The sequence below is a fragment of the Marinobacter sp. G11 genome (assembly GCF_021282325.1).
Lineage (GTDB): Bacteria > Pseudomonadota > Gammaproteobacteria > Pseudomonadales > Oleiphilaceae > Marinobacter > Marinobacter vinifirmus.
This window is the reverse complement of the sequence record NZ_JAJSPB010000031.1, coordinates 22,004-41,307: the sequence shown is the minus strand read 5'-3', so window position 1 is coordinate 41,307 and position 19,304 is coordinate 22,004. Positions and strand designations below refer to the sequence as shown.

The 19,304-nt window shown below is 56.7% G+C and carries 34 protein-coding genes and 1 pseudogene; 12 read left to right on the top strand and 23 right to left on the bottom strand.

Going from position 1 to position 19,304, the window contains the following annotated elements; all coding sequences use genetic code 11:
• Positions 1 to 128 precede the first annotated feature (128 nt).
• Both LWH94_RS16135 and LWH94_RS16130 read left to right on the top strand, forming a co-directional pair.
• Positions 129 to 473 (top strand): annotated as a pseudogene (locus LWH94_RS16135) (manganese efflux pump MntP); the annotation flags it as partial.
• A gap of 875 nt (positions 474 to 1,348) precedes the next feature.
• Entirely contained in the window at positions 1,349 to 2,050 is a 702-nt protein-coding gene (locus tag LWH94_RS16130; RefSeq protein WP_227498342.1) for a VIT1/CCC1 transporter family protein, read from the top strand.
• A gap of 671 nt (positions 2,051 to 2,721) precedes the next feature.
• Here the strand turns inward: LWH94_RS16130 and LWH94_RS16125 are convergent.
• The 23 genes from LWH94_RS16125 to LWH94_RS16015 form a co-directional block, all read right to left on the bottom strand.
• A complete protein-coding gene (locus LWH94_RS16125) occupies positions 2,722 to 3,855 on the bottom strand; it encodes a phage integrase Arm DNA-binding domain-containing protein (protein WP_232902887.1) in 1,134 nt (377 codons plus the stop codon).
• Positions 3,855 to 4,058 carry a DNA-binding protein gene (locus tag LWH94_RS16120; RefSeq protein WP_232902886.1) on the bottom strand — a complete coding sequence of 68 codons (204 nt, stop codon included), beginning with the start codon at positions 4,056 to 4,058 and terminating at the stop codon, positions 3,855 to 3,857. Before LWH94_RS16120 ends, LWH94_RS16125 begins: the two co-directional genes overlap by 1 nt.
• A 29-nt stretch (positions 4,059 to 4,087) precedes the next feature.
• Positions 4,088 to 4,276, bottom strand: coding sequence for a hypothetical protein (locus LWH94_RS16115; protein WP_232902885.1), 189 nt, complete (start codon positions 4,274 to 4,276; stop codon positions 4,088 to 4,090).
• Entirely contained in the window at positions 4,266 to 4,409 is a 144-nt protein-coding gene (locus LWH94_RS16110; protein ID WP_232902884.1) for a hypothetical protein, read from the bottom strand. Before LWH94_RS16110 ends, LWH94_RS16115 begins: the two co-directional genes overlap by 11 nt.
• Positions 4,406 to 5,221, bottom strand: coding sequence for a hypothetical protein (locus LWH94_RS16105; RefSeq protein WP_232902883.1), 816 nt, complete (start codon positions 5,219 to 5,221; stop codon positions 4,406 to 4,408). Before LWH94_RS16105 ends, LWH94_RS16110 begins: the two co-directional genes overlap by 4 nt.
• Positions 5,222 to 5,658: 437 nt before the next feature.
• Positions 5,659 to 5,943, bottom strand: coding sequence for a hypothetical protein (locus LWH94_RS16100; RefSeq protein ID WP_232902882.1), 285 nt, complete (start codon positions 5,941 to 5,943; stop codon positions 5,659 to 5,661).
• Positions 5,940 to 6,329, bottom strand: coding sequence for a hypothetical protein (locus tag LWH94_RS16095; RefSeq protein WP_232902881.1), 390 nt, complete (start codon positions 6,327 to 6,329; stop codon positions 5,940 to 5,942). Before LWH94_RS16095 ends, LWH94_RS16100 begins: the two co-directional genes overlap by 4 nt.
• Positions 6,330 to 6,508: 179 nt before the next feature.
• Positions 6,509 to 6,799, bottom strand: a complete 291-nt coding sequence (locus tag LWH94_RS16090; protein ID WP_232902880.1) for a hypothetical protein — start codon at positions 6,797 to 6,799, stop codon at positions 6,509 to 6,511.
• Positions 6,792 to 7,088, bottom strand: a complete 297-nt coding sequence (locus LWH94_RS16085; RefSeq protein WP_232902879.1) for a hypothetical protein — start codon at positions 7,086 to 7,088, stop codon at positions 6,792 to 6,794. Before LWH94_RS16085 ends, LWH94_RS16090 begins: the two co-directional genes overlap by 8 nt.
• A complete protein-coding gene (locus tag LWH94_RS16080; RefSeq protein ID WP_232902878.1) occupies positions 7,085 to 7,408 on the bottom strand; it encodes a hypothetical protein in 324 nt (107 codons plus the stop codon). The genes LWH94_RS16085 and LWH94_RS16080 overlap by 4 nt, the downstream gene beginning before the upstream one ends.
• Entirely contained in the window at positions 7,405 to 7,773 is a 369-nt protein-coding gene (locus LWH94_RS16075) for a hypothetical protein (protein ID WP_232902877.1), read from the bottom strand. Before LWH94_RS16075 ends, LWH94_RS16080 begins: the two co-directional genes overlap by 4 nt.
• A gap of 15 nt (positions 7,774 to 7,788) precedes the next feature.
• Complete coding sequence (locus LWH94_RS16070) at positions 7,789 to 8,361, bottom strand: 3'-5' exonuclease (RefSeq protein ID WP_232902876.1); 573 nt, start codon at positions 8,359 to 8,361, stop codon at positions 7,789 to 7,791.
• A gap of 78 nt (positions 8,362 to 8,439) precedes the next feature.
• On the bottom strand, positions 8,440 to 9,300 hold the full coding sequence (locus LWH94_RS16065) for a DUF2303 family protein (protein ID WP_232902875.1): 861 nt from the start codon (positions 9,298 to 9,300) through the stop codon (positions 8,440 to 8,442).
• Positions 9,301 to 9,303: 3 nt separating this feature from the next.
• Positions 9,304 to 9,669 (bottom strand): hypothetical protein, encoded by a 366-nt coding sequence (locus LWH94_RS16060; protein WP_232902874.1) that lies wholly within the window; start codon positions 9,667 to 9,669, stop codon positions 9,304 to 9,306.
• A complete protein-coding gene (locus LWH94_RS16055; RefSeq protein WP_232902873.1) occupies positions 9,666 to 9,971 on the bottom strand; it encodes a hypothetical protein in 306 nt (101 codons plus the stop codon). Before LWH94_RS16055 ends, LWH94_RS16060 begins: the two co-directional genes overlap by 4 nt.
• A 3-nt stretch (positions 9,972 to 9,974) precedes the next feature.
• Positions 9,975 to 10,403, bottom strand: a complete 429-nt coding sequence (locus LWH94_RS16050) for a DUF7673 family protein (RefSeq protein ID WP_232902872.1) — start codon at positions 10,401 to 10,403, stop codon at positions 9,975 to 9,977.
• The gene (locus tag LWH94_RS16045; RefSeq protein WP_232902871.1) at positions 10,400 to 10,606 is read right to left on the bottom strand and encodes a hypothetical protein; all 207 of its coding nucleotides are present in this window, start codon (positions 10,604 to 10,606) and stop codon (positions 10,400 to 10,402) included. Before LWH94_RS16045 ends, LWH94_RS16050 begins: the two co-directional genes overlap by 4 nt.
• A 10-nt stretch (positions 10,607 to 10,616) precedes the next feature.
• Complete coding sequence (locus LWH94_RS16040; RefSeq protein WP_232902870.1) at positions 10,617 to 10,865, bottom strand: hypothetical protein; 249 nt, start codon at positions 10,863 to 10,865, stop codon at positions 10,617 to 10,619.
• Positions 10,865 to 11,158, bottom strand: a complete 294-nt coding sequence (locus LWH94_RS16035) for a phage antirepressor KilAC domain-containing protein (RefSeq protein WP_232902869.1) — start codon at positions 11,156 to 11,158, stop codon at positions 10,865 to 10,867. Before LWH94_RS16035 ends, LWH94_RS16040 begins: the two co-directional genes overlap by 1 nt.
• Positions 11,155 to 11,352, bottom strand: coding sequence for a hypothetical protein (locus tag LWH94_RS16030; protein ID WP_232902868.1), 198 nt, complete (start codon positions 11,350 to 11,352; stop codon positions 11,155 to 11,157). Before LWH94_RS16030 ends, LWH94_RS16035 begins: the two co-directional genes overlap by 4 nt.
• On the bottom strand, positions 11,352 to 11,762 hold the full coding sequence (locus tag LWH94_RS16025) for a helix-turn-helix transcriptional regulator (RefSeq protein WP_232902867.1): 411 nt from the start codon (positions 11,760 to 11,762) through the stop codon (positions 11,352 to 11,354). Before LWH94_RS16025 ends, LWH94_RS16030 begins: the two co-directional genes overlap by 1 nt.
• An 88-nt stretch (positions 11,763 to 11,850) precedes the next feature.
• The gene (locus LWH94_RS16020) at positions 11,851 to 12,588 is read right to left on the bottom strand and encodes a hypothetical protein (protein WP_232902866.1); all 738 of its coding nucleotides are present in this window, start codon (positions 12,586 to 12,588) and stop codon (positions 11,851 to 11,853) included.
• 28 nt (positions 12,589 to 12,616) lie between these two features.
• Positions 12,617 to 13,033 (bottom strand): hypothetical protein, encoded by a 417-nt coding sequence (locus LWH94_RS16015; protein WP_232902865.1) that lies wholly within the window; start codon positions 13,031 to 13,033, stop codon positions 12,617 to 12,619.
• Between the two features lie 86 nt (positions 13,034 to 13,119).
• Here LWH94_RS16015 and LWH94_RS16010 point away from each other — a divergent pair, with 86 nt between their 5' ends.
• From LWH94_RS16010 to LWH94_RS15970, 10 genes are all read left to right on the top strand, one after another.
• Positions 13,120 to 13,356 (top strand): YdaS family helix-turn-helix protein, encoded by a 237-nt coding sequence (locus tag LWH94_RS16010; RefSeq protein ID WP_232902864.1) that lies wholly within the window; start codon positions 13,120 to 13,122, stop codon positions 13,354 to 13,356.
• Positions 13,357 to 13,423: 67 nt separating this feature from the next.
• A complete protein-coding gene (locus tag LWH94_RS16005) occupies positions 13,424 to 14,320 on the top strand; it encodes a toprim domain-containing protein (protein ID WP_232902863.1) in 897 nt (298 codons plus the stop codon).
• The gene (locus LWH94_RS16000) at positions 14,307 to 15,803 is read left to right on the top strand and encodes a DUF5906 domain-containing protein (protein ID WP_232902862.1); all 1,497 of its coding nucleotides are present in this window, start codon (positions 14,307 to 14,309) and stop codon (positions 15,801 to 15,803) included. The genes LWH94_RS16005 and LWH94_RS16000 overlap by 14 nt, the downstream gene beginning before the upstream one ends.
• A gap of 1 nt (position 15,804) precedes the next feature.
• A complete protein-coding gene (locus LWH94_RS19455; protein WP_269802632.1) occupies positions 15,805 to 15,939 on the top strand; it encodes a hypothetical protein in 135 nt (44 codons plus the stop codon).
• A 2-nt stretch (positions 15,940 to 15,941) separates the two neighbouring features.
• Positions 15,942 to 16,397, top strand: coding sequence for a hypothetical protein (locus LWH94_RS15995; RefSeq protein ID WP_232902861.1), 456 nt, complete (start codon positions 15,942 to 15,944; stop codon positions 16,395 to 16,397).
• 310 nt (positions 16,398 to 16,707) lie between these two features.
• On the top strand, positions 16,708 to 17,028 hold the full coding sequence (locus tag LWH94_RS15990; RefSeq protein WP_232902860.1) for an antiterminator Q family protein: 321 nt from the start codon (positions 16,708 to 16,710) through the stop codon (positions 17,026 to 17,028).
• Positions 17,029 to 17,237: 209 nt separating this feature from the next.
• Complete coding sequence (locus LWH94_RS15985) at positions 17,238 to 17,783, top strand: glycoside hydrolase family 108 protein (protein ID WP_232902859.1); 546 nt, start codon at positions 17,238 to 17,240, stop codon at positions 17,781 to 17,783.
• An 8-nt stretch (positions 17,784 to 17,791) separates the two neighbouring features.
• Positions 17,792 to 18,226 (top strand): holin family protein, encoded by a 435-nt coding sequence (locus LWH94_RS15980; RefSeq protein WP_232902858.1) that lies wholly within the window; start codon positions 17,792 to 17,794, stop codon positions 18,224 to 18,226.
• Between the two features lie 35 nt (positions 18,227 to 18,261).
• Complete coding sequence (locus tag LWH94_RS15975; protein WP_232902857.1) at positions 18,262 to 18,510, top strand: holin; 249 nt, start codon at positions 18,262 to 18,264, stop codon at positions 18,508 to 18,510.
• Positions 18,507 to 19,292, top strand: a complete 786-nt coding sequence (locus tag LWH94_RS15970) for a hypothetical protein (RefSeq protein WP_232902856.1) — start codon at positions 18,507 to 18,509, stop codon at positions 19,290 to 19,292. Before LWH94_RS15975 ends, LWH94_RS15970 begins: the two co-directional genes overlap by 4 nt.
• Positions 19,293 to 19,304 lie beyond the last annotated feature (12 nt).

The following is a 19,304-nucleotide window of genomic DNA, read 5'->3' as shown; positions in this document are numbered from 1 at the left end:
TATGGGGCGGCGACAACTTCGCCAGCACGGAGGCTTTACGTTCTTCGGAATAACGAGGCACTATCAACACCTGAACCGCCCAACTGGTTAAAAATTAAGTAGTGCCAACTATCCTGCCAGAGGGGGGGATCGCGTTTGCGCTACTGATGATTCTCGGTCTTCATATGATTTATGAGGGTATGAAACCCGAGGAAGACGGCGTAGAAAAGCCGGCGGAAAAGTCCTTGCTCCGGACCTGCATTACCGCTTTCAGTACCAGTATTGACGCCATGGCGGTGGGCGTGAGCCTGGCATTTATCAACGTCAATATCTGGATTGCTGCGGCTTTAATCGGACTGGCAACAACCCTGATGGTGACTATTGGCATAATGCTGGGCCGCGCTATCGGAGCTGTGATGGGGCACCGAGCAGAAATATTCGGCGGTCTTACGCTGGTTGCGGTGGGCGCCTGGATATTATACGGCCACCTGTAAGTTTCGTTTCTGAGGCTCAGAGTCACTTAGGCCCGGCATTCAAACCGGCGAGCATCGGTGATTTCAGGTATTAAACTGTTGCCTTGACTTCATCGATGGCCTGCCGACCTGGCTGTAGAGGCCAGACAGAATCGTCGAGGAAATGTCCGGATGCGATTGATGCGTATGGGTGATTGCCATGTTAACTCCCACGGTTGACTACAATGATATTTGAAATATCCAGCAATCTTGAAATCAGTCCTGAAGTTGTCTCTGAGCTGTTTACGATGGAAGGGGTCAATAGGGAGCTAAGTCCTCTCATCCGCAGACGGCCCCCTCCGAGTGGTCAAACAAGGCAATCTCCGATTGGCCTACTGGTAGGGTGCTGTTTTCAAGCTGGATACTCCTGTTTGGTATCGTGCCTATCGATCGACACAAGTTCTTTTTCGCTAGCATCGATCGACAAGTGGGATTCGCGGAAGAATCCAGCTCGTTTTGCAATAGGTTGTGGCGCCATCATCGGAACATAGATCGATACGGGACGGCATGCAGGCTAACCGACACTGTCGAATTTCAATGCAGGTTGCCCATGTTCACCTTGTTACTGACACCGGTTTACCGGTTCATTTTCAAGCATCGCCATCAGGTTCTCAGGTCTGCTTATGGTCGATCTTTCGATGCACCGCGTGCTGATTAGCACGCACACTATTCCAGACCGCGTCATTCTTGAATTCCGCGGGATAACGTTGGTTGCTCATGGCACTCTCTGCTATGCTCTAATCATAGGCTAGAAGTTTCTAGTGGACCCGGGTAAGTCCACCCTTTACATTGCGCCTTCGGCTCCATTTCATGGGCGCGCATGCTGCAAACGTTAGTAACTTTCTCTTCCTTTTTAATTGGAACTTGGTATGAGGCATGCTGAAAGGCACAGGACAGAACGGATTGGCTGGCTCCGTGCTGCGGTTCTGGGCGCAAATGATGGAATTGTATCTACCGCTAGTCTGGTTCTTGGGGTTGCGGCGGCAGGGGCGGACTCGAAGGCTGTCTTGGTTGCTGGTGTTGCCGGTCTTGTTGCAGGCGCTATGTCGATGGCAGCGGGTGAGTATGTGTCAGTCAGCTCTCAATCTGATACGGAGCGGGCGGATCTTGCCAGAGAGAGTGGAGAGCTCGTTAGGGAGCCCGAACAAGAACAAGCGGAATTGGCTGAGATCTACGTAAGGCGAGGGTTGGATCCAGAGCTTGCAAGCACAGTAGCAATTCAGCTCATGAAGCATGATGCGCTTGGGGCTCACGCACGCGATGAACTTGGTATTTCAGAGGTATCGACGGCTCGCCCGATTCAGGCCGCGTTTGCGTCGGCAGGTACATTCTCGGTTGGCGCGGCACTTCCCCTGCTCATCGTTTTGTTGTTGCCGAGTCACATACTTATGTGGGCTGTTCCAAGCAGCTCTCTCTTGTTCCTTGCGTTGCTGGGCTCACTAGCAGCAAGAACGGGGGGCGCTCCCGTTCTTGTGGCTGCTTCTCGGGTAACTTTTTGGGGCGCCCTGGCAATGGCCCTGACTGCGGGGATCGGTGCCCTTTTTGGGGTGGCCATTTGATTTGCCTACAGTGCTTTGTATCGCCTAAGAAGGCGCTGCTGCCGGACATATTTTCCACTGCGCTCCAAATTTGCCGTAGAGCGCGGCGTTATTCCAAAACCTGAATGTTCGCTTTGCGACCTTACCGGCCACTCCGGTGTCTCAAGTTTCGCCCAAGTTGTGGCGACATGACGAATCGATGTTGAAGCTCGGTCGGGGCTGGTGCGCAGGAAACGGCGTATTTCTAGTTCGTCGTTGATAATCAGAATACAGGGCTTTTCCCAGTTATGATCCTGTGCGGGTGTGTGTAAGCTATTCCTACAGCGATGACAACCCCCGGGGCTCTCGGCTTCAGAGTATCCATAACATGGAGATCATTGAAGTCGGATGTGCCTTCGCCGCTCTGAGAGGGGAACTGCTGGATGCCTGCTCGTTTATGGTGTGTCTTTGTGTGGGAGATCATGCGGAGAAACAAAAAAAGCCAGTTCTCACGATCTCCGTAAGCAACTGACTTTCTTGGCAAGATTGGTAGGACCACGCGGATTCGAACCGCGGACCTCTACCATGTCAAAATTAAGTTTCTAGCTCTGCAACCATCTGAATATAAAGAATTTACCCGCCAAAATTGCCCGCCCTTTTTGCACAATTTGCACACCTTAGAAATCAATGCATTGCGCACTGTATATCGGGAATCAATTCTTGCTTCTGGCAATGCTCAACCCCGCCTCAACCCGCACCCACTCCCGCTCATGCCCCTGCTGATAATGCTCCGTCATCTTCTGATCGGCGTGGGCCATAAGCGGCTGTATGTACGTTTCGGTGTCGTAGCCCTGTTTTTTGTACAACCAGGAGCCCAGGGCGCGGATTTCGTGGAAGGTGGGGCGCGCTTCTCTGGGCATTTTCTTGAAGCTTTCGCACTTATCCCGGGTTTTGCGGAATTCTGCGGTGAAGGTGTTGGGGGTTAGCTTGGTCCAGTGGTCCCGGCCTTCGGCTTCTACCTTGCGCACCGGCCGGCGGTGGATGATGTAGGGGCTGGGTACGTTGGATTGCCGGGCCCTGGTGATGATTTCTTCCAGCTGGGGGCAGTGAATCATCAGGTGTGAGTGCTCGTGCTTGCTGGATTTCTGGCGGATTACCTGAAGGGTTTGGTTGTGGTAATCGGCGAATTTCATGTTGATGACTTCGGCGCGGCCCTGCAGGGTGATGAGCGCTATTTCCATGGCCAGCTGCATCCACGGCTCTGCTTTGGCGTGGATCTCCCAGAACTGTTCCAGGGTAAGACGGCGGCGGGCTTTTTCGTAATCGGATTTGGCGTAGGTGATCTCTGCCGGGTTGCCGATATCGGCCGGGTACAGGCCTTTCATGATGGCGAAGCGGAAGAGGTCTATCAGGGTGGCGCGGTGCTTGATGTAGGCGTCACGCTCGAAGCTGTCGTCCAGGTACTTGGCGATGGCTTGCACGTCTACTTCATCGATCTGTTTGTTGCCGATGTCCCGGCTGATTCGGTTCAGGCGGTACTCGAGTATTTTCTGGGTGCCAGGTGCCAGGCGCTTGGAGGGCAGCAGTTCTTCCTGGTACCGGGTGATGAGGTGGTTGATGTCTTTGCCGGCGGTGCCGAGTACGCCACCTACCAGATCGGCTTCTTTGATGAGTATGCTGTTGAGCTGGCGCGCGGCGGCCTGGGCTTCGGCTTTGTTGTTGCCCATGGCGTGGTACTGGCCGGTACCGGGGTGGCGGTACTGGTAGTAGGTGACGCCGTTTTTCACGCTGGCGTATAAGTTTTGCGCCAGATCTTTGTTCCGTTTTAGCCGCCTTCTGGGTGCCATTAGCTTGCCTGCAGTACCTTATCTACCAGCGGGTTGCCGGTGGTTCGATTTGCTTTGTCTGGATCCACAAACCAGAGCCCGCCAATTTTACGCGCCCCGGGAATGTGGCCTTCATTCGCCCATTTGTAAACAGCCCGCATGGATGGGCCGGGTTCTTCAAAGGTTTCTTCTCGCCATTTTTCCAGTGATTTGAGTTTGGCCATAGTGGTCACCTTGCTACTTTCGGTTTTCTTCAGGCGTGAATATCGCCCCATTCGGTACTTTTGGCCTGCTCCAGACAGCGGGCGCATTCAAAACCGGATTCTCCGTTGTAGTTTCGGTACCAGTTTTCAGTAATGGCACCGCAGCAGTTGCAGGGCCCGCGCTCTTGAGCTGCTGGGCTGGCATCAACAGCGCCATCGCAGTATTGCTCAATCGCCACAACACACTCCGATAATGTCGTACCAGAACCAGGCCGATTGCGGCTCTCCCGCTAGGGCCAGCCCGTATGTGATCAGCCCGATAGTGGCACACGCGCCCAGCATTACTGCCACCTGGATAAGCACCTCTCTCATTGTTCTGCCCCGGCATTCAGCGCCGAACGAATCACCCGCTCCGCATCGTTCCTGGCAGCTGCAACCACCATCGGGCCCCAGCTGTCCGGCCAAACGCTGCCGTCTTCCCAGGCCACCAGGCGCTGGGCTCCGGCTTCGATCATCTCATCAGTAACTTCCGGTCCGACCGCCGGCTGAACACTCTGACCACCTGCAGCTTCCGCCAGATCACACAGCGCGCTGATATCCCGCATCTGCACCGCTGGCCATCCATCGGGCTCGTGGTCTTGCTCAAGGCTGCGCATTCTTTCTATCAGCCCTTTCGCGCCGCCCTCCACCAGCTCTTTGTGGGCCGGCCCGGCAGCACTGGATGGATGCTCTCGAACTGGGCTGATGCTGGCGCCCCGAAAACGGTCTGCCCTGGCGTAATTCAGCGCCGAACGAATCACCCGCTCCGCATCGTTTCGGGCCGCTGCAACCACCATCGGGCTACAGCTATCCGGCCACTCGCTGCCATCGTCCCAGGCCACCAGGCGCTGCGCTCCGGCATCGATCATTTCCGGTGTGATAGTTACTTCGCTTCCTGAGCTATCAAGGATTCCTTGACAGTTGCCCTTCAGCCCCCGGAGTTCGCCAACCATTTCCAGCATCATGTCGTGCTCAGCTTTTACGTGCGCCTCGGATTCTGGCCACTCGCCCTCAATCGAGTGCGACAGCATCAGCTCATAGGCCTGGCCAGCAATGAGTACGGCAGCGCCATCAATCAATCGCTCGGCTTTACTCTGGCCGCTCAGCTTGCGGTCCAGTGCATCTTCTCGTTCAGTTGTTGCCATGCTTCTTCTCCCATTCGCTCAGCTTCTTGCGCTGATTCCGCACCTGCGCCCGAAGTCTTTTGTTCTCGCGCACTTAGTAGTCTTTCCGGTCACGCAGCTTGCTCAGGCGTTCCAGTAAGGCGCTGCATTTGTCGCAGCTCATGTCGAACCACCAGCCGACGAGCCTATAAGTCCGCTAACCAGGTCTTTCTGTTTGGCCCTGTAAAGCCAGGCCCCTTTGTGGAGCTCGACTTCTTCCGTGTTCTCCCGAAACCAGTCAAGGTTCTGTACAGCTCGGTCTATACACTCATAAGTCACGCTCGCCACTTGGTCTCGGTAGCGCATTTCAATAGGCCCGGGCAGCTTCGGATACCTCGGATGTTTCAGGAAGCAAAGCTCCCAGCCTTGAAGGATCATCCGTTTGAGATCCGGCACCCGGGTAACGTCAGGAAGCCGTTTCATGCCACACCCCCGATCGCATCATGTTTATCCAGCGGCCGACTGCTCACGATCCGGCTTGCCTTCAGCCGGCGGCCATCGACTACCATCGGAATCATCGCTCTTGCTTCACGGAAGCCTGCTTCCTCCGCCTGGTTCTCGCTGGTTGCCCGGACATAAACCGAACGGGTGGCAACGATCTTGCGGTTGCCATGGGCCCGGTAACCCACCAGCACCTTGTATGGCCAAGGCCGTGAAGGGTCGGTGCGTAGCGGGTGGTCCGGTGAAAGGTCGCGAATGTTCATGCCGCCCTCCGAATTTGCTCTGCCTGCTGCTGGTAAACCTGCTTCTGCCGGCGCACCAGCGTGGTTTTGGAAATGTTGTGCCGAGCCATCATGGCCTGATCGCTGTACCGGCTCTGAAATTCCTCACGAGCCAGCCAGTAGATCCGCCGACGACTGAACGCTTCTTCCAGCTTCTTCTGGTCAATTCGCGGGAATAGCGCCGGGCAGACTTTGCGCAGGCGGTCCACTTTCTGGATGGTTCGAGCCGAAATACCAACTTCCAGAGTGACAATCTCGGCGGCGTTCTCAGCCATGCGCCGCCGCAGCTCTTTGCGCTTGATCAGATCGGCGTCAACAGCTGCCCGCTCATGCGCTTTGAGGTGATGTCTTTTTCGAATCTGTTCCATCGTCTCTCACCAATTCGCCATTGATCAGCTTGTAGGGATACTTCGCCGGCTTATGCTCCGGGTTGTCGTCCCGCTCGATGGCATGTCCATGTACTCCCTGGCTGTGCTTGCAATCTCAATCAGCACGTATCGAAGCCTTTCTATGTCGCGGGCTCCGTGATGGTCTGGGCTTTCGGGTTTCACGATTTCATCCTCCGCACTGTCTCTTCCCTCCGCACCTCCAGCCCTCGGCTGGTGATGGTCCAGTTGTGGCTGCGTTGCAGTTCTATCAGGCCCTGGGCTTCGGCTTCGTTCAGGGCTTTGCGCAGGCGCTCGGGGCGCCATGAGGTTTTGGGGCGTTTGTCTGGGTTTTCGAAAACGCTGTGGTAACGCTGCAGCAGGTCTGTCCAGCTTTGGGGCACGTCTATGCCCCGGTGGTTTTCGAACAGGCGCAGCAGGATCAGTGCGTCATTCGAGATTGGCTTACTCATTGGGGTGGCCCTCCGGGTGGCTGGGTGTGTCGAAGCCGCGCAGTTCTGCCACTTTGCCTTCCGGGATGTTGAACACTACGCCGCCCATGTCTACCTGGGCCGGGCCGGCCAGGTAGGTGGTGGGGGCTTTGCCCTGGTATTCGTCCCACAGTTCGGCTTTGTTGGTGAGTTCGCGGATGTAGCGCACCAGTTCGCCCTGCATGCGCTGGCCGCGGTCCCGGCAGGCTTCGCGGATGTCTGCCAGCAGGTGGAGCAGGGCGGTGGTTTCGTCGTTTTGCTGCTGGCTCATGCCGGGTACTCCGCAAGGCTGGCCATGGCTTTCCGCGCGGCACGCAGCATGGCCTGCCGGTGTGATTTCTTGTCTATGCCCTGGTGGTTCATCATTACCAGCACTTGGGTGATTTCGCCGATGGTTTCTACCGGATTTCTGTTGGCGCTGTTGATGAGGGTGATGCTGCAGTCATCGGCGCTGGTGTTGATCAGGCGCTCCATTTTGGCTTTCACAACGCTGAAGATTTCGGCACCGGTGAGCTGCGGGCGGGGCTGCTCAATGCCGTCTTCCCGCAGGGCTTCTTCAAATTCGGCTTTGGTGCAGGGTTCAACGCTCATGCCACGCTCTCCGCTGTTGTAATCACTTCCGCTTTGTCGATCACTTGCTGCAGCCAGTCTGCGTAGGCACACAACCGGGCCATGCGGCCGCGCCATCGGCCGGCCTGCTCGGCTGGGCTCATGTCTTCAAAATCAAAGCTCACATCTACCTCGTTAACGCGGGCGTAGCTGCTGCCCATGCTGTACCTGGTGTCTGCCGGCAGGGTGCGGGCGGTAAAACGGCGCACGTGGCCGCTCATGTCTACAAAGCTGTGAGCAAGCCCTAATTCAGAAATCTGGGCGCTTAGCCGCAGGATTTCGCAGGCTTTTTCAAACATGGCGGCGGTCATCCGGGGGACGCTGGTTTCTACTGGGGCGGTTTCCATGGTGCTGTCTCCTGTTCAGGCTGCTTTTGGCAACCAGGCGGCCATTTTGTTAATGAGTGCCAGGGTGGTTTTGCAGTCGGTTAGGGCCCGGTGGGCTTCGCCGTCTACTTCGATCTGGGATTGCCAGGCGGCGTTGGCCAGTGATTGCCATTTCCAGCAGTTGCGGTCTTCGTCCCACTGGCCGTAGAAGCGGGCGTAGTTTTGCATGGCACAGTGGGTGCTCATGCGGGGGCTGGGCAGGCCGTGGCGGGTTGCGCTTTGGTGGATCAGCCGGCTATCGAAAGGAGCGTTGAACATCACCACGGTGCTGCCGTGCACTATGCCGGTGAGGTCTGGCAGTACATCGGCAAAGGTGGGGGCGCTGGCTACGTCTTCCATGGTGATGCCGTGCACGCGGGCTGCGCCGGCGCTGATTTCACCCAGGGGTTTTACCAGGGTGTCTAGCAGTACGTTGCCCTGGCAATCGATGGCGCTGATTTCCACAATTTCGTCTGTGGTGTCCAGCCCGGTGGTTTCGGTGTCTATAATGATGGCGTTTTCTTTGATCCAGAACCGGGCCATGTCTGCTGCGAGTTCTTTGGGTGTCATGCTGATCTCCTTTCTGTTGGCATCTGGCAGGGCTCTCGGTGAAAGCCCTCTCAGATGCGCCCCGTGGGGCGCGGCTGGTTACAGGGTGTGAAATTCGCCTACGAAGGTGCGCACTTCGGAATCCTCAAAGCCTGCGCGCAGTTTTTCTTCCAGCTCTTTGGCCATGTCTTCCTGGGCGGTTTCCAGGCGCACGATGCGGGCGCTGATCAGGGGCTTTTCGCCGGTGATCAGGCTGAGGCGTACGGTGAAGGTGCGCTCCTGCAGGCCCTGGTAGGGTTCGCAGGTGAATTTCAGGAAGGCCGGCAGCTGGTCTTTGTGCTTGGCCTCTACTTCGGCCATGGCGCTGCGGCGGCTGCTGAAGGTTTGTTCTTCACTGGTGGCTTCTGCGTTGGTGCCGATGGTGATGCGGCGGATGGCGGCTACCGATGCAGCCAGTGGCAGTTCGGTGCGGCCGTCTTCGGCAAAGGTTTTCAGGTGGTCTATCCAGTCTTCCAGCCATTCGGCCAGTTGGCGCTGGTCAAAACGTTTGCCGTTGATGTTCAGCAGCTCGCGGAAGGCTTCGGTTTTTTGCAGGGTGAGGTGTGCCTGGTGGTCTCCGTGGCCGGGCTGGTCGATGTCGCCCAGGTTGAAGAAGGCGATGGCGCGCATGGCCTGGGGGTTGATGAAGCACGGGAAGTGTTCACCGGTGAACTCGTCGTACCCGCTTACGGTGACTTTTACGAATTCCACAAACTCTTCAATCAGGTTGGTAGACATGCTGCCCCGGAAGCGGCGGCGGGTTTCCAGGTACTGTTCCAGATCGGCAATCTTTACGCCTTCCGGAAGGGCCACGGCGGAGCCGTCAGACTGCGAAAAAATGAGTTGTTGCAGTTCTTTGGCCTGAACGGCTTTGGTGTATTCGTGCAGGGCGCTGTTGTCGTGCAGCAGTTCGGTGCTCATGGCTTATTCCTTGTCGTCGTCGTGGCTTTGGGGCTCACCTTTGCGGGTGAACAGCTGGCTCTGGTTTTCGGGGAACATGCTCATGCGGCCGCCGGTGTTCACGTGCATTACGCTTTCGGTGGTGTTCTCCTGGCTGTAGCTGCCGTTGGCTTCGGGCACTTTGTAGGTGAGGGCGTGCTTAACGCCTACCCGGTAGCTGTTGCCGATGCGTTCCAGCTTGAGCTTGATGTTGAGTTCGCCTTTGCCGTCGTGGTCGATCACGCCGGCGGCTACGTCGCTTAGGGCGCGTGATACTTTTTCGGCGAACACTCCGCCGTCCAGATCGTTGATGAATTGGGGCAGGTCTGTACCCCGGTTTTGGCTGCTCACAGGGCTATCTCCGGTTGGTGTGAAAGTACTCTTCCTATGGTTTGCACCTCCCGGCCCACCAGATTGTGGAGGCCCGGGCGGCTTGGGTAGTACTGCTGGGCAGCCAGCAGTTCGTGGCACAGGTGCAGTGCGTTCAGCGGGTTGGCGGCGGTGGCCTTCTGGATCTCTACGGTGAGTTCCAGGTTGGACAAGCGCATCAGCCCTGCCAGGTTGTGGGTTTTTGCTACACAGGCGCGCGGCACGGTGCTTTCCTCCAGCCAGGCAATCATCTGTTCTTCGTGGGTGAGTGCTGGCGCGTTCATGGGTTACTCGTTACCCCAGGCGGTGATTACCGGGGCAATCTCGCTGGGGGCTATCAGGTGCCTGCCGGTGGTGCCGGTGGCGCTTACAAAGTTGATCAGGTGCCGGGCCGCACGGTTAAGGTGTGCGGGCAGGCGGGCGATGTCATTCAGGGCCAGGGGGTACTGGTCTGGGGCCCATAGGGACAACAGTAAGCGGCCGGCCTGCCGGCCTTGCAGGCTGGCTGCCATGGCGGCGCGGTACAGGGCGTTCAGTGCGGTGGCGATGTGGGCGGGCTTGGTATCCAAAGCCAGTTCGCACAGTTGGTTTTCCTGGCTGTATAGGCTCCAGCTGCTGACTGTGCGAGAGGTAAATTCGGCTGGTTCCGCCTGGGTGGTGGATGGCAAGCCAGTGCACGGTTTTTTTGCGGCGTATTCCGCTTTCGGTGAGCTCATGGGTGCTTGTCTCCTGCAGCGTGGCGTTGGCCAGCAGCCACACGGCTGCCAGGCTGATCAGCAGTAAGGCGAGTGTTTCGGCCATTGGGGGTGTCCTCCGGTTGGCGGCGGGCGGGTTTTACCTTCAGGCTTTTGCCCAGGGCGCCGAATGCGCGTTCCAGATCCGCAATGGTTGTGGTGTCTGGGATGGTCAGGGTTGCCATGGGTGTCTCCTTACAGGTTTCTGAGCAGGGTGGCGCCGCGCACCATGTGGGCACGGATGGCGTTGGGGTTGCCGCTGTAGGCGGCGATGGTGCGCCGGATTCGGGCCTCTACTTCGGAGCGGTTACCCTTGGGGAACAGCCGCACGTGGCCTTCAATGGCTTCTTTGATTTCGCTGGGCTTGCCGTTCAGCTTGCGCTGCCACAGGCGTTGCCAGCTCATGAGCAGTTCTTTGGTGGTTGGGCGGTTTTCGCTAAGCATTAGTGCGCGGCTCCTTCGGCTTGGTTGTTGGCTTTGGCTATTTCCACCTCAAACTGTTTGGCCAGCCACTGGATGCCGGCATCGGTTACGTGCGGCGTGGCGTACAGCTTTGGGCCCAGGGTGGGGTGTTCGTACTGTTTGAGTTCGCTGGTGAACAGCCCGCGCACTACGTAGCAGCGGTAGGGCAGGTTGTTGTTGTTCAGCACCTTGCGGGCACGCAGGGCGCGGTAGAGTTTTTGCGGGCCCAGGTTGAGCATGCGGGCGGCTTCGTGCAGGGGGGTGGTTTGGTTCATGCCTGGATCTCCCCCAAGGCTTGAGTTGTGTCTCTGCACAGCTCCAGCAGTTCGCCAATAGTTAGTTCTTTGGTTGTTTTGCCAGTGGCCTGAATGCGCTTTGCCAGCTCCTGCTGGTAATAGGCATTGGTGCCGCATTCTCTGTCTAAGTCCCAGATTGGCCCCAAGATTTGGCATACGGTTTTGATATCCATCACGCAGCACTCCCATGGTTGGCCGGCAGTACTTCTTCCCAGCGCACGCGCTGGGCGCTTTGGGTGCGGCTGCTGGCTGTGCGCAGGAATGAATCACCGGTGCCGGTACCCGCAGAAACGCCGCTGACGACAATCAGCAAAGCGGCAACCACCTGCAGGGTGTTGCGGGTGGCTTTCAGGTAGCCGTTGGAGAAGGCCCGGGCGATGGCCAGGCACCGGTTGTTGCAGTTGAGTTTGTGGAGTACCGACGACACCAGCTTTTTGGCGCCGGGTTCGCCGTGGCCCCGCAGCAGGCCGATGGCGCTGTTTTCTTTGCCTTCCGCCATCCACGCGAGGGTTTCCAGCTCGGCGCGGGTGAACAGATGGTTCAGGTTGCAGGCTGTAAATTCTGTGGCGGTGAAGGTTTGCATTTAGTCTGCCTCAATTTGATTGAGAATTAAGGCAAACTTAACCCCGGTTTAGCGGAGAGTCAAGTAAATTTAGAAAAACTTAATGCGGTTAATTTCTGAAGGGGGAAAGTTCTTTTTCAAGCAACAAGAATTTAACAAGCGCCTTTCGAAGATCTTTGTAGTGGGAAGAGCCTTGGCGGGTGACTACAGACCATGGCCGGGATCGCTCACGAGTTACTAGCTCGCCTTCAGCGCCATCCCAATCATAATCTTCGTAGGTAGGAGAGTAGGCCAAGGCGAGTGCTGGCGTTTTTCGGGGTTTCATGTTTTTGAAGTGGTCAAATAGTTCTAGCCGATCATCCACGTGTTTGACCGTCCAGCCTTTAACCTCAAAGGCAGGCAGGTAATCGCGCTTGAAGGAATCTATCGACTCTAACGAGCCGTTGGACTCGAAGTCCTGATAAGTAACAGGTGTGTCGGAAGGAAGAATCTTAATTTTCTCAACGAAGAAGTCTTTTTCACTCTTGGAGGTGTGGCAATAGGCGCGAACCTTGTTGCTATGGAACTTGATTGGGAATATTTGCCGGGTTGTTCCTGGCTGCATGCCGCCAGAATAAGCGACAGTAAGAACCTCTCCATCCTTAAGTGCCTGCAGCAGTAGCCGTTCATTTTCTAGTTGGCTTTTGGTTCGCACCCTGGGCTTTAGCCTTTTAGGGCCGGAATCCTGCTGATATTTCCGCTCGGCGCCTTTTTCAGGCAACTTGCTTCGGCGCCGCTTGCTCCCCTTCTTCGGTCCAAAAATGGCCGCAAGTATGAAAATGATAAAAAGCCCGGTAAGAAATTCCATGTCCTCTTCCGTGGTGCTGGCCAGCCGGCTATCTGTTGGTGAGTGTCTTTATGAAGCTGGCGAGGTGGGTGATTGACTGGTCTGAAAGTACCTTGGTGGCATGCGCCTTGCGGATTGCTTCGATTAACTGCTCAACTTCGCTTGATTCGGTGTCTGTGTCCCTGGCGTAATAAACCTTGGCGTTCTCTTCCTCCATGTACTCCCTGCGGTTTTCAGATACGGAGGAGATGCGCTTGGTGCCGGTGCCGTGTTTTATCCAGAGGTAGCGGTAGCCGCTGATTTCGCTGAGTGAGAACAGGTTGTTTTTGCTGATCTGGCCCTTGCGCTTCCACCGGGCAACAGCCTGCTCGGATACGTCGCAGTATTCGGCAATCCGAACCTGCTTGGCGTCCCCGTCTTTTATGGCTTCGTTAAGCCGATTAAGAAAACCTTCATGTGTATCCATGGCGCAACGTTAAATTCTAACCTTGTCATTGCCCAGCAAGGGGGTTAAGCTCGTCTTAATTAAATTAAGTTTGCGAGACCGGAGCGATGACCCTCAACCAGATATTCGACAAGCTGACAGCTCACCCGAACATCAAAACCAAGCGCCAAATTGCGCATATCTGCGGTATCACTCCGCCTGCCCTCAGTTGCTGGAAGCGTGTGCCATCCGAACACTGTATTGCCCTTGAGACCGCCTGCGACGGTGATGTAACCCGTTATGACATGCGGCCGGATGTGTTCGGGCCTGCCCCAAATACTGAAACAAAACAATCAGTGGCATAAGTAACCACGCGGATACTGGATAGAAGGGCTCTTTCCATGCGATTTTTGTCTGTTCCTGGAGGCCGCCATGAACATTGATGCGGTGCTCACTCAAATGCGTGAACTCGGCCTTGTGGTCGATTCTGTTGATACCTCGGGCAAGTTGGTCCGGGTTCCTGTCTGTTTCCCTCGTGCCGATAAAGGCAAGAAAAAATCCGGCTGGTATGTGGTGCATGAGTTTCGGCTTAGCTCTGGCGGTATCGGGCTGGCTGGCTCTTTTGGCAACTACAAGGCCGATGAGAAGCGCAAGGTTGGCATGCCGGCCGGATCGCTGACAGAGGCAGACCGGGCGGAATACGAAAAACGGCGCAAGTTGGCCCAGGAGAAAGCCCGCAAAGAGGCGGAAGAGGCAGCCCGCAAGTGCAAAGCGCGTGCGCAGCGTATTTGGGCTGGCCTGCCAGAGCAGGGGCCCAGCCAGTACCTGGCAAAGAAGGCGGTGGCGCCGTTTGGCTTGAAGTTCAGCCGGGGCAGTGTGGTTGTGCCGCTGTACAAGCCGGTGGCTACCGATGGCCCGGAGCTGTTCGCGCTGGATTTGGTGAGCCTGCAGTTTATCGATGCCGAGGGTGACAAGAAGTTTCTCACCGGCACACCCAAAGAGGGCTCCTTCCATTGGCTGGGCCCGGTACCGAACGCGGAAGACCCGGTTGTGATTGTAGAGGGCTACGCCACGGGTGCCAGCGTGCGCATGGCCACGGGCCTGCCGGTGGCGGTGGCGTTTGATGCGGGCAATCTGGTGCCGGTGGCCCGTGCGCTGCGCCAGTTTATGCCCACGGCGGTGATTTGCATTGCCGGTGATAACGACACAGACACCGAGCAACGGCAGGGCAAGAACCCGGGCCGGGTGAAGGCCCAGGCAGCTGCGCAGGCGGTTGGCGGGGTGTGGGTGCTTCCGGAGTTTGCGGAGGCTGCCCATGGCGCTGAGTGATTTTAACGACCTGCACAAAACCAAGGGGCTTGAGGCTGTTCGGGGCCAGGTGATGGCCGCTATCAAGGCTGGCCCGGCTAATACGGAACAACCACCGGCATCTCCCCCGGCCCCCTCTGATGCTGGGGGTGCGGGGGAGGCTGACCCCCTGGCGAATGCCCTCAAGCGTTATGCGCTGATCCATGGTGAAACCAAGGTTTACGACGAGCACGCCAAGAAGGTTTACAAGCAGGCGGGCATGAAGGCGACCCTGGGCGCAAAGGTGTTTAATGAATGGCTGAATCACGAGGGGCGGCGAACCACCACCTGGGTGGCAATTAATAGCGCCGGTGAAACGCCCGAAAAGGGGGGAAGTACCGATCCTCTGGAGAAGATGATTAAGCGTTTTACCTACATCTACCCAACAAAGAATGTATGGGATGACGATTACCAGGACGTGGTTACGCTTGAGGCGCTGAAGGCGCTACATCCTAATGAGTTTGCCAGATGGAATGAGCACCCAAGGCGGAAGGTGAAGCTGCAGGAAAACATTGTTTTCGACCCTACTCAGCAGGCAGACCCAGAGACAACGATTAACACCTTTACGGGCATTCCGCTGGCGCCAGACGAGCCGGCGAAAGCCGACGGGTATTCTCGGTGCCAGTCGATTATGGCGCTGATAAAGCACCTTTGTAACGGTGATGAAGAGGTGCTGGACTGGGTTCTTAAGTGGCTGGCTTACCCGCTGCAGCATGTGGGTGCCAAGCTGGACACGGCACTGCTGTTTCATTCGGACGTGCAGGGCAGTGGTAAATCGCTGTTCTTTGGCCGTGTGATGACCACCATTTACGGCCGTTATGCTTCGATCCTTGGCCAGCACCAGCTGGAAAGCCAGTACACAGACTGGCGCAGCCGGTTATTGTACGCGGTGTTTGAGGAGGTGCTGTCTCGCACTGAGAAGCACAACCAGATGGGCACCATCAAGCACATGATTACCGGCACCACCCAGCGGATTGAGCGCAAGTTTGTTTCCGGCTGGGAGGAAGCCAACCACATGAACGGCGTGTTCCTGAGTAACGAGATACAGCCGTTCCCGCTGGAGCCTTCAGACCGCCGGTTTCTGGTGGTGTGGCCCAGGCATACCCTTAGCCCGGAGTTGCAGCACGGCGTTAGCCTGGAGCTGGACAATGGCGGCCCTTCGGCGTTCTACCAGTTACTTTTGGACTACCCGCTGGGCGATTTCTCTCCCCATAGCAAGCCGTTGCAAACGCGGGCCCGCGAGCGGATTGTTGAGTTCTCTCTACCCAACTTCGAAGTTTTCTACCGTGAGTGGAAGAATGGCGAATTGGATGTGCCTTTTGGGGCCTGCCTGACGCGGGACTTATACGGCGTTTATCAAACCTGGTGCAAGCGCACGGGTAACCGTGCCCTGAGTGAGACCAAGCTGATCACGATTTACGCCAGCCGGATTAATAAAGAACGTAAGTTCTACCGGCTTGAATGATGTGGCACCAAAGTCAGGTATGTTCTTTATTCCGGAAGGCTGCAACAAGCCGGACAACACCACCGATATGGATTGGCTGGGCGGTTGCGTGAGAGAGTTCCGTAACAAGCTATCTGACGATGAGGAGGCATTCTGAACATGACGAGTGACAGTGTTGTTATTGCCGTAGGTGGAAATGTTGTAGGCGTTACCCAGGTGGCCCGGCAGCTGGGCATAACAGAGGATAAGCTTCTTAAAGCCATCCGCGGTGCGGGTTCTGGTGTGGCTGAAGGGGTGGAAGCGTTCTATAAGGCCTGGCTGGGCGGTGAGCTGCCCATACCGGTGATGCCTTGCCGATCTACCAGCCTGTACCGGTTTTATTCCTGGTGGTGCGCCCAGCGCGGTGCGCGGGTGCTGTCTGAGGTGATGCTGCTGCGCACGATGCCGGTTGGGCTTTCCAAGGTGAGGCGGTGGGTAAAGGTGGGTGGCGCAATGAAAACCTACACGTTTATTGAGCCAGACGACTGGAGGCCACCGCAAGGCGTGCCACTGGCAGAGGTGATGGCAAAGCATGAGGCGGAGTTTTCGGAGAGGCTGGCAGGCATAAGGGGGTAGTTCAGCCGGTTTTATACAGGGTTTACAGGCACCATTTTTAAACCCTGTATACGTTCAGCCCTTGGGGCACAAGGGATATACAGGGTCTACAGGGTTTACAGGGTTTTCCGCGCGCGTGTGCGCATAAATCCAGAATAACAATAAGCGCTGCGAGTGATTAATTTTTTTTCTTACGCGAGAGAATAACTATGTAAACCCTGTAGACCCTGTATATCCCTTGCAGCAGAAGGGCTAGATATATACAGGGTTGTGGTTTAACCCTGTATATACCCTGAATATTCAAAAAAAACGGACAGAGGGGAGTTGCGTGATGTTGGAAGACACCAAAAACCGGCTGCAGGATTGGGGTGAGTGGGTGCGCAGTGGCGGGCCCAGCCTGGGGTATTCTGCCGTTAAGCTGGCCGCAAGCTGTGGCGGCTGCACGGTGCCGGATGATGAGGCCCTGGTGGTAGACCAGGCGGTGGCACGGCTTAAACGCCGTGAGCCGGTGCTGGGCAGGGTGCTGGTGAATTACTATGTGCGCCGGTGGGATTACACGATGATTGGGATGGAGGTGAAGATGAGCCGGGAGAAGGCCCGGGTGCTGCTGCGGAGTGCGGAAGCCTGGGTGGATGGGCGGCTCTTCACTTAATGGAATTCATATAAACTAAATTAGGTTGACTCCGTGCATGCACGAAGGTAGGCTAAATCCCGTACAGTCGCAGAAGTGCGCACTGAACACCAAGAGCCCGCAGAACCCCAGTCAGAAATGGCTGGGGTTTTTTTTGGGGTCTGCTTTTTCCTGTTGGTTGACTCTCACAGCGCTTGCCCTCGTTTGAGGGCTTTTTTCCGGAGGTTTCCATGAGCAAGCTGATTCGCGTGATCGATGGCCTTATCGAGCGTGAAGGGGCGTTTGTGGATCACCCGGACGATAAGGGCGGCGCAACCATGTACGGGATTACGCAGAAGGTGGCCCGGCTGCATGGCTGGGATGGCGATATGCGGCACTTGCCCAGGGCGTTGGCGGTGCAGATCTACAAGGATCAGTACTGGAGCGCTCCGAATTTTGACCGCGTGGCAATGCTGAGTACCCGGGTGGCGGAAGAGCTGCTGGATACGGGTGTGAATATGGGCATTGCCTGGGCCGGTAAGTTTTTGCAGCGCAGCCTGAATGCGCTGAACAACCAGGGCACGCATTACGCGGACCTGGTGGTGGATGGCCTGGTTGGCAATGGCACGCTGGGCGCGCTGAAAGATTACCTGGATATCCGGGGCCGCTCCGGTGAGGACGTTCTGATGAAGGCGCTGAACTGCCTGCAGGGCGCTCGCTATATTGAGATTGCTGAGGCCCGGGAGAGAAATGAATCGTTTGTGTTCGGGTGGTTTTCACACCGCGTGAACCTGTAGGAGTGGTTATGGCGTTCCCGATTCCGGTGATTGATGGCCTGCTGGATGTAGGCGGCAAGCTGATCGACAAGATTTGGCCAGATCCCGCTGAACGCGATAAGGCGAAGGCCCAGCTGCTGCAGATGCAGCAGAACGGGGAGCTGAAGGAGCTGGAAACGCGCATGAGCGCCATTCTGGCTGAGGCCAATAGCAAAGACCCATGGACAAGCCGGGCCCGCCCTTCGTTCCTGTATGTGATGTACGCAATGATTCTGGCGGCTATCCCGATGGGTGTGCTGCATGCGTTTGAGCCGGCGGTGGCCAGTTCGATTGCCGAGGGCATGAAGGCGTGGCTGGCTGCGCTGCCAGAGGAGCTTTGGTGGTTGTTTGGCGCCGGGTACCTGGGGTATTCCACAGCACGCAGCGCAGACAAGCGAGGGCTGCTTAAGGGGCGGGCCGGGTGAGTTTGAGAGATCTCCTGGAGTCTGCAGGTTCCACTATGCATATCAAGGCTGACGCGGTTGTGCCTCAAACGTCGTATTGGACAAACGGTATTGGCTTTGCTTTTGGTGCGATTTCGTTCAATCAGTGGATTATGGCGATAACACTGCTGCTGGGTGTGGCTACGTTCCTGGTGAACTGGCACTTTCAGCGCCGGCGTGATTTGCGTGAAGCGGAGCTGCACCAGAAGCGCATGGCGGAGGCGCGCGGTCTTTACCAGGATTTGAATCATCGGAGTGAGTTATGAGTGGATCAAGACCGCTGTTCCGCCCCCTGTTCGGCGGCACGCAACCCCAGGCCACCGGCCCGGGCTCCCAAACGCCGATTGTAGACGGCTTCTACGGCGAGGTTTCTGCCCAAGAGCTGTATACGGGTGATGAGCTGGCTTTGATGCTGGGGGTTACTGAGGGCGTTTCGATTAACAGTGATGCGGGCTGGCTCAAGTTTGCGCACGAAGACAGCATTCTGTTTATTGCCAAGCGGCCTTTTCGCTATTCGATCAGCTGGGCGCATTTGTATGAGCGCGGGCTGGTGTATGGCACGGACGATACCGGCAAGGCGCCCTATGGCACTCCGACGAATCAGCTCACCAAGGTTCGGAAGAACGGCAATGATTTTGTTGTTCGGCTGATGACTGGGGCGAATGCGGATCCTTTTGCTGAATCTGATCCACTGTTTTTTACGGCAGATATGTATCAGCAGAATGTTGGCGGCGGATCTGAGTGGAATGATCTGATCTATCGGATTCACCAGGCGGTGCCGAGTGATCCGGCTACTGACGGTTTTCAGGCTGACCGCCATGGCGGCCCGCAGGCTGGTCCGAACTGGGCCAATTATACGGATGCTGATATCGGTATTGCCTCTGGCCTTGCACGGGCTTCATGGGTCCAGGAGCAGTCTGACGTGAACTCCGCCTACCGCGCGTACCGTGGCCACTATGACCTCGCGTACTTCTATTGCTATACCGCGACGTATGTGGCTTCGTCTCTCGGGTGGCGGCCCGTCTTGCAGCTAATCCCTAACAACTGATTGCGCGCCGCT

Coding starts and splice junctions, on each gene's coding strand:
- LWH94_RS15970 (WP_232902856.1), top strand. CDS start 18,507: ATGAGTGGATCAAGACCGCTGTTCCGCCCCCTGTTCGGCGGCACGCAA.
- LWH94_RS15985 (WP_232902859.1), top strand. CDS start 17,238: ATGAGCAAGCTGATTCGCGTGATCGATGGCCTTATCGAGCGTGAAGGG.
- LWH94_RS15975 (WP_232902857.1), top strand. CDS start 18,262: ATGCATATCAAGGCTGACGCGGTTGTGCCTCAAACGTCGTATTGGACA.
- LWH94_RS16035 (WP_232902869.1), bottom strand. CDS start 11,158: ATGAACCAAACCACCCCCCTGCACGAAGCCGCCCGCATGCTCAACCTG.
- LWH94_RS16005 (WP_232902863.1), top strand. CDS start 13,424: ATGAACATTGATGCGGTGCTCACTCAAATGCGTGAACTCGGCCTTGTG.
- LWH94_RS16030 (WP_232902868.1), bottom strand. CDS start 11,352: ATGGATATCAAAACCGTATGCCAAATCTTGGGGCCAATCTGGGACTTA.
- LWH94_RS15980 (WP_232902858.1), top strand. CDS start 17,792: ATGGCGTTCCCGATTCCGGTGATTGATGGCCTGCTGGATGTAGGCGGC.
- LWH94_RS16000 (WP_232902862.1), top strand. CDS start 14,307: ATGGCGCTGAGTGATTTTAACGACCTGCACAAAACCAAGGGGCTTGAG.
- LWH94_RS16085 (WP_232902879.1), bottom strand. CDS start 7,088: ATGAGCCAGCAGCAAAACGACGAAACCACCGCCCTGCTCCACCTGCTG.
- LWH94_RS16125 (WP_232902887.1), bottom strand. CDS start 3,855: ATGGCACCCAGAAGGCGGCTAAAACGGAACAAAGATCTGGCGCAAAAC.
- LWH94_RS16040 (WP_232902870.1), bottom strand. CDS start 10,865: ATGCTTAGCGAAAACCGCCCAACCACCAAAGAACTGCTCATGAGCTGG.
- LWH94_RS16100 (WP_232902882.1), bottom strand. CDS start 5,943: ATGAACATTCGCGACCTTTCACCGGACCACCCGCTACGCACCGACCCT.
- LWH94_RS16120 (WP_232902886.1), bottom strand. CDS start 4,058: ATGGCCAAACTCAAATCACTGGAAAAATGGCGAGAAGAAACCTTTGAA.
- LWH94_RS16015 (WP_232902865.1), bottom strand. CDS start 13,033: ATGGATACACATGAAGGTTTTCTTAATCGGCTTAACGAAGCCATAAAA.
- LWH94_RS15990 (WP_232902860.1), top strand. CDS start 16,708: ATGTTGGAAGACACCAAAAACCGGCTGCAGGATTGGGGTGAGTGGGTG.
- LWH94_RS16050 (WP_232902872.1), bottom strand. CDS start 10,403: ATGAGCTCACCGAAAGCGGAATACGCCGCAAAAAAACCGTGCACTGGC.
- LWH94_RS16045 (WP_232902871.1), bottom strand. CDS start 10,606: ATGGCAACCCTGACCATCCCAGACACCACAACCATTGCGGATCTGGAA.
- LWH94_RS16095 (WP_232902881.1), bottom strand. CDS start 6,329: ATGGAACAGATTCGAAAAAGACATCACCTCAAAGCGCATGAGCGGGCA.
- LWH94_RS16105 (WP_232902883.1), bottom strand. CDS start 5,221: ATGGCAACAACTGAACGAGAAGATGCACTGGACCGCAAGCTGAGCGGC.
- LWH94_RS16090 (WP_232902880.1), bottom strand. CDS start 6,799: ATGAGTAAGCCAATCTCGAATGACGCACTGATCCTGCTGCGCCTGTTC.
- LWH94_RS16080 (WP_232902878.1), bottom strand. CDS start 7,408: ATGAGCGTTGAACCCTGCACCAAAGCCGAATTTGAAGAAGCCCTGCGG.
- LWH94_RS16025 (WP_232902867.1), bottom strand. CDS start 11,762: ATGCAAACCTTCACCGCCACAGAATTTACAGCCTGCAACCTGAACCAT.
- LWH94_RS16055 (WP_232902873.1), bottom strand. CDS start 9,971: ATGAACGCGCCAGCACTCACCCACGAAGAACAGATGATTGCCTGGCTG.
- LWH94_RS16020 (WP_232902866.1), bottom strand. CDS start 12,588: ATGGAATTTCTTACCGGGCTTTTTATCATTTTCATACTTGCGGCCATT.
- LWH94_RS16010 (WP_232902864.1), top strand. CDS start 13,120: ATGACCCTCAACCAGATATTCGACAAGCTGACAGCTCACCCGAACATC.
- LWH94_RS16110 (WP_232902884.1), bottom strand. CDS start 4,409: ATGAGAGAGGTGCTTATCCAGGTGGCAGTAATGCTGGGCGCGTGTGCC.
- LWH94_RS16075 (WP_232902877.1), bottom strand. CDS start 7,773: ATGGAAACCGCCCCAGTAGAAACCAGCGTCCCCCGGATGACCGCCGCC.
- LWH94_RS15995 (WP_232902861.1), top strand. CDS start 15,942: ATGACGAGTGACAGTGTTGTTATTGCCGTAGGTGGAAATGTTGTAGGC.
- LWH94_RS16070 (WP_232902876.1), bottom strand. CDS start 8,361: ATGACACCCAAAGAACTCGCAGCAGACATGGCCCGGTTCTGGATCAAA.
- LWH94_RS16065 (WP_232902875.1), bottom strand. CDS start 9,300: ATGAGCACCGAACTGCTGCACGACAACAGCGCCCTGCACGAATACACC.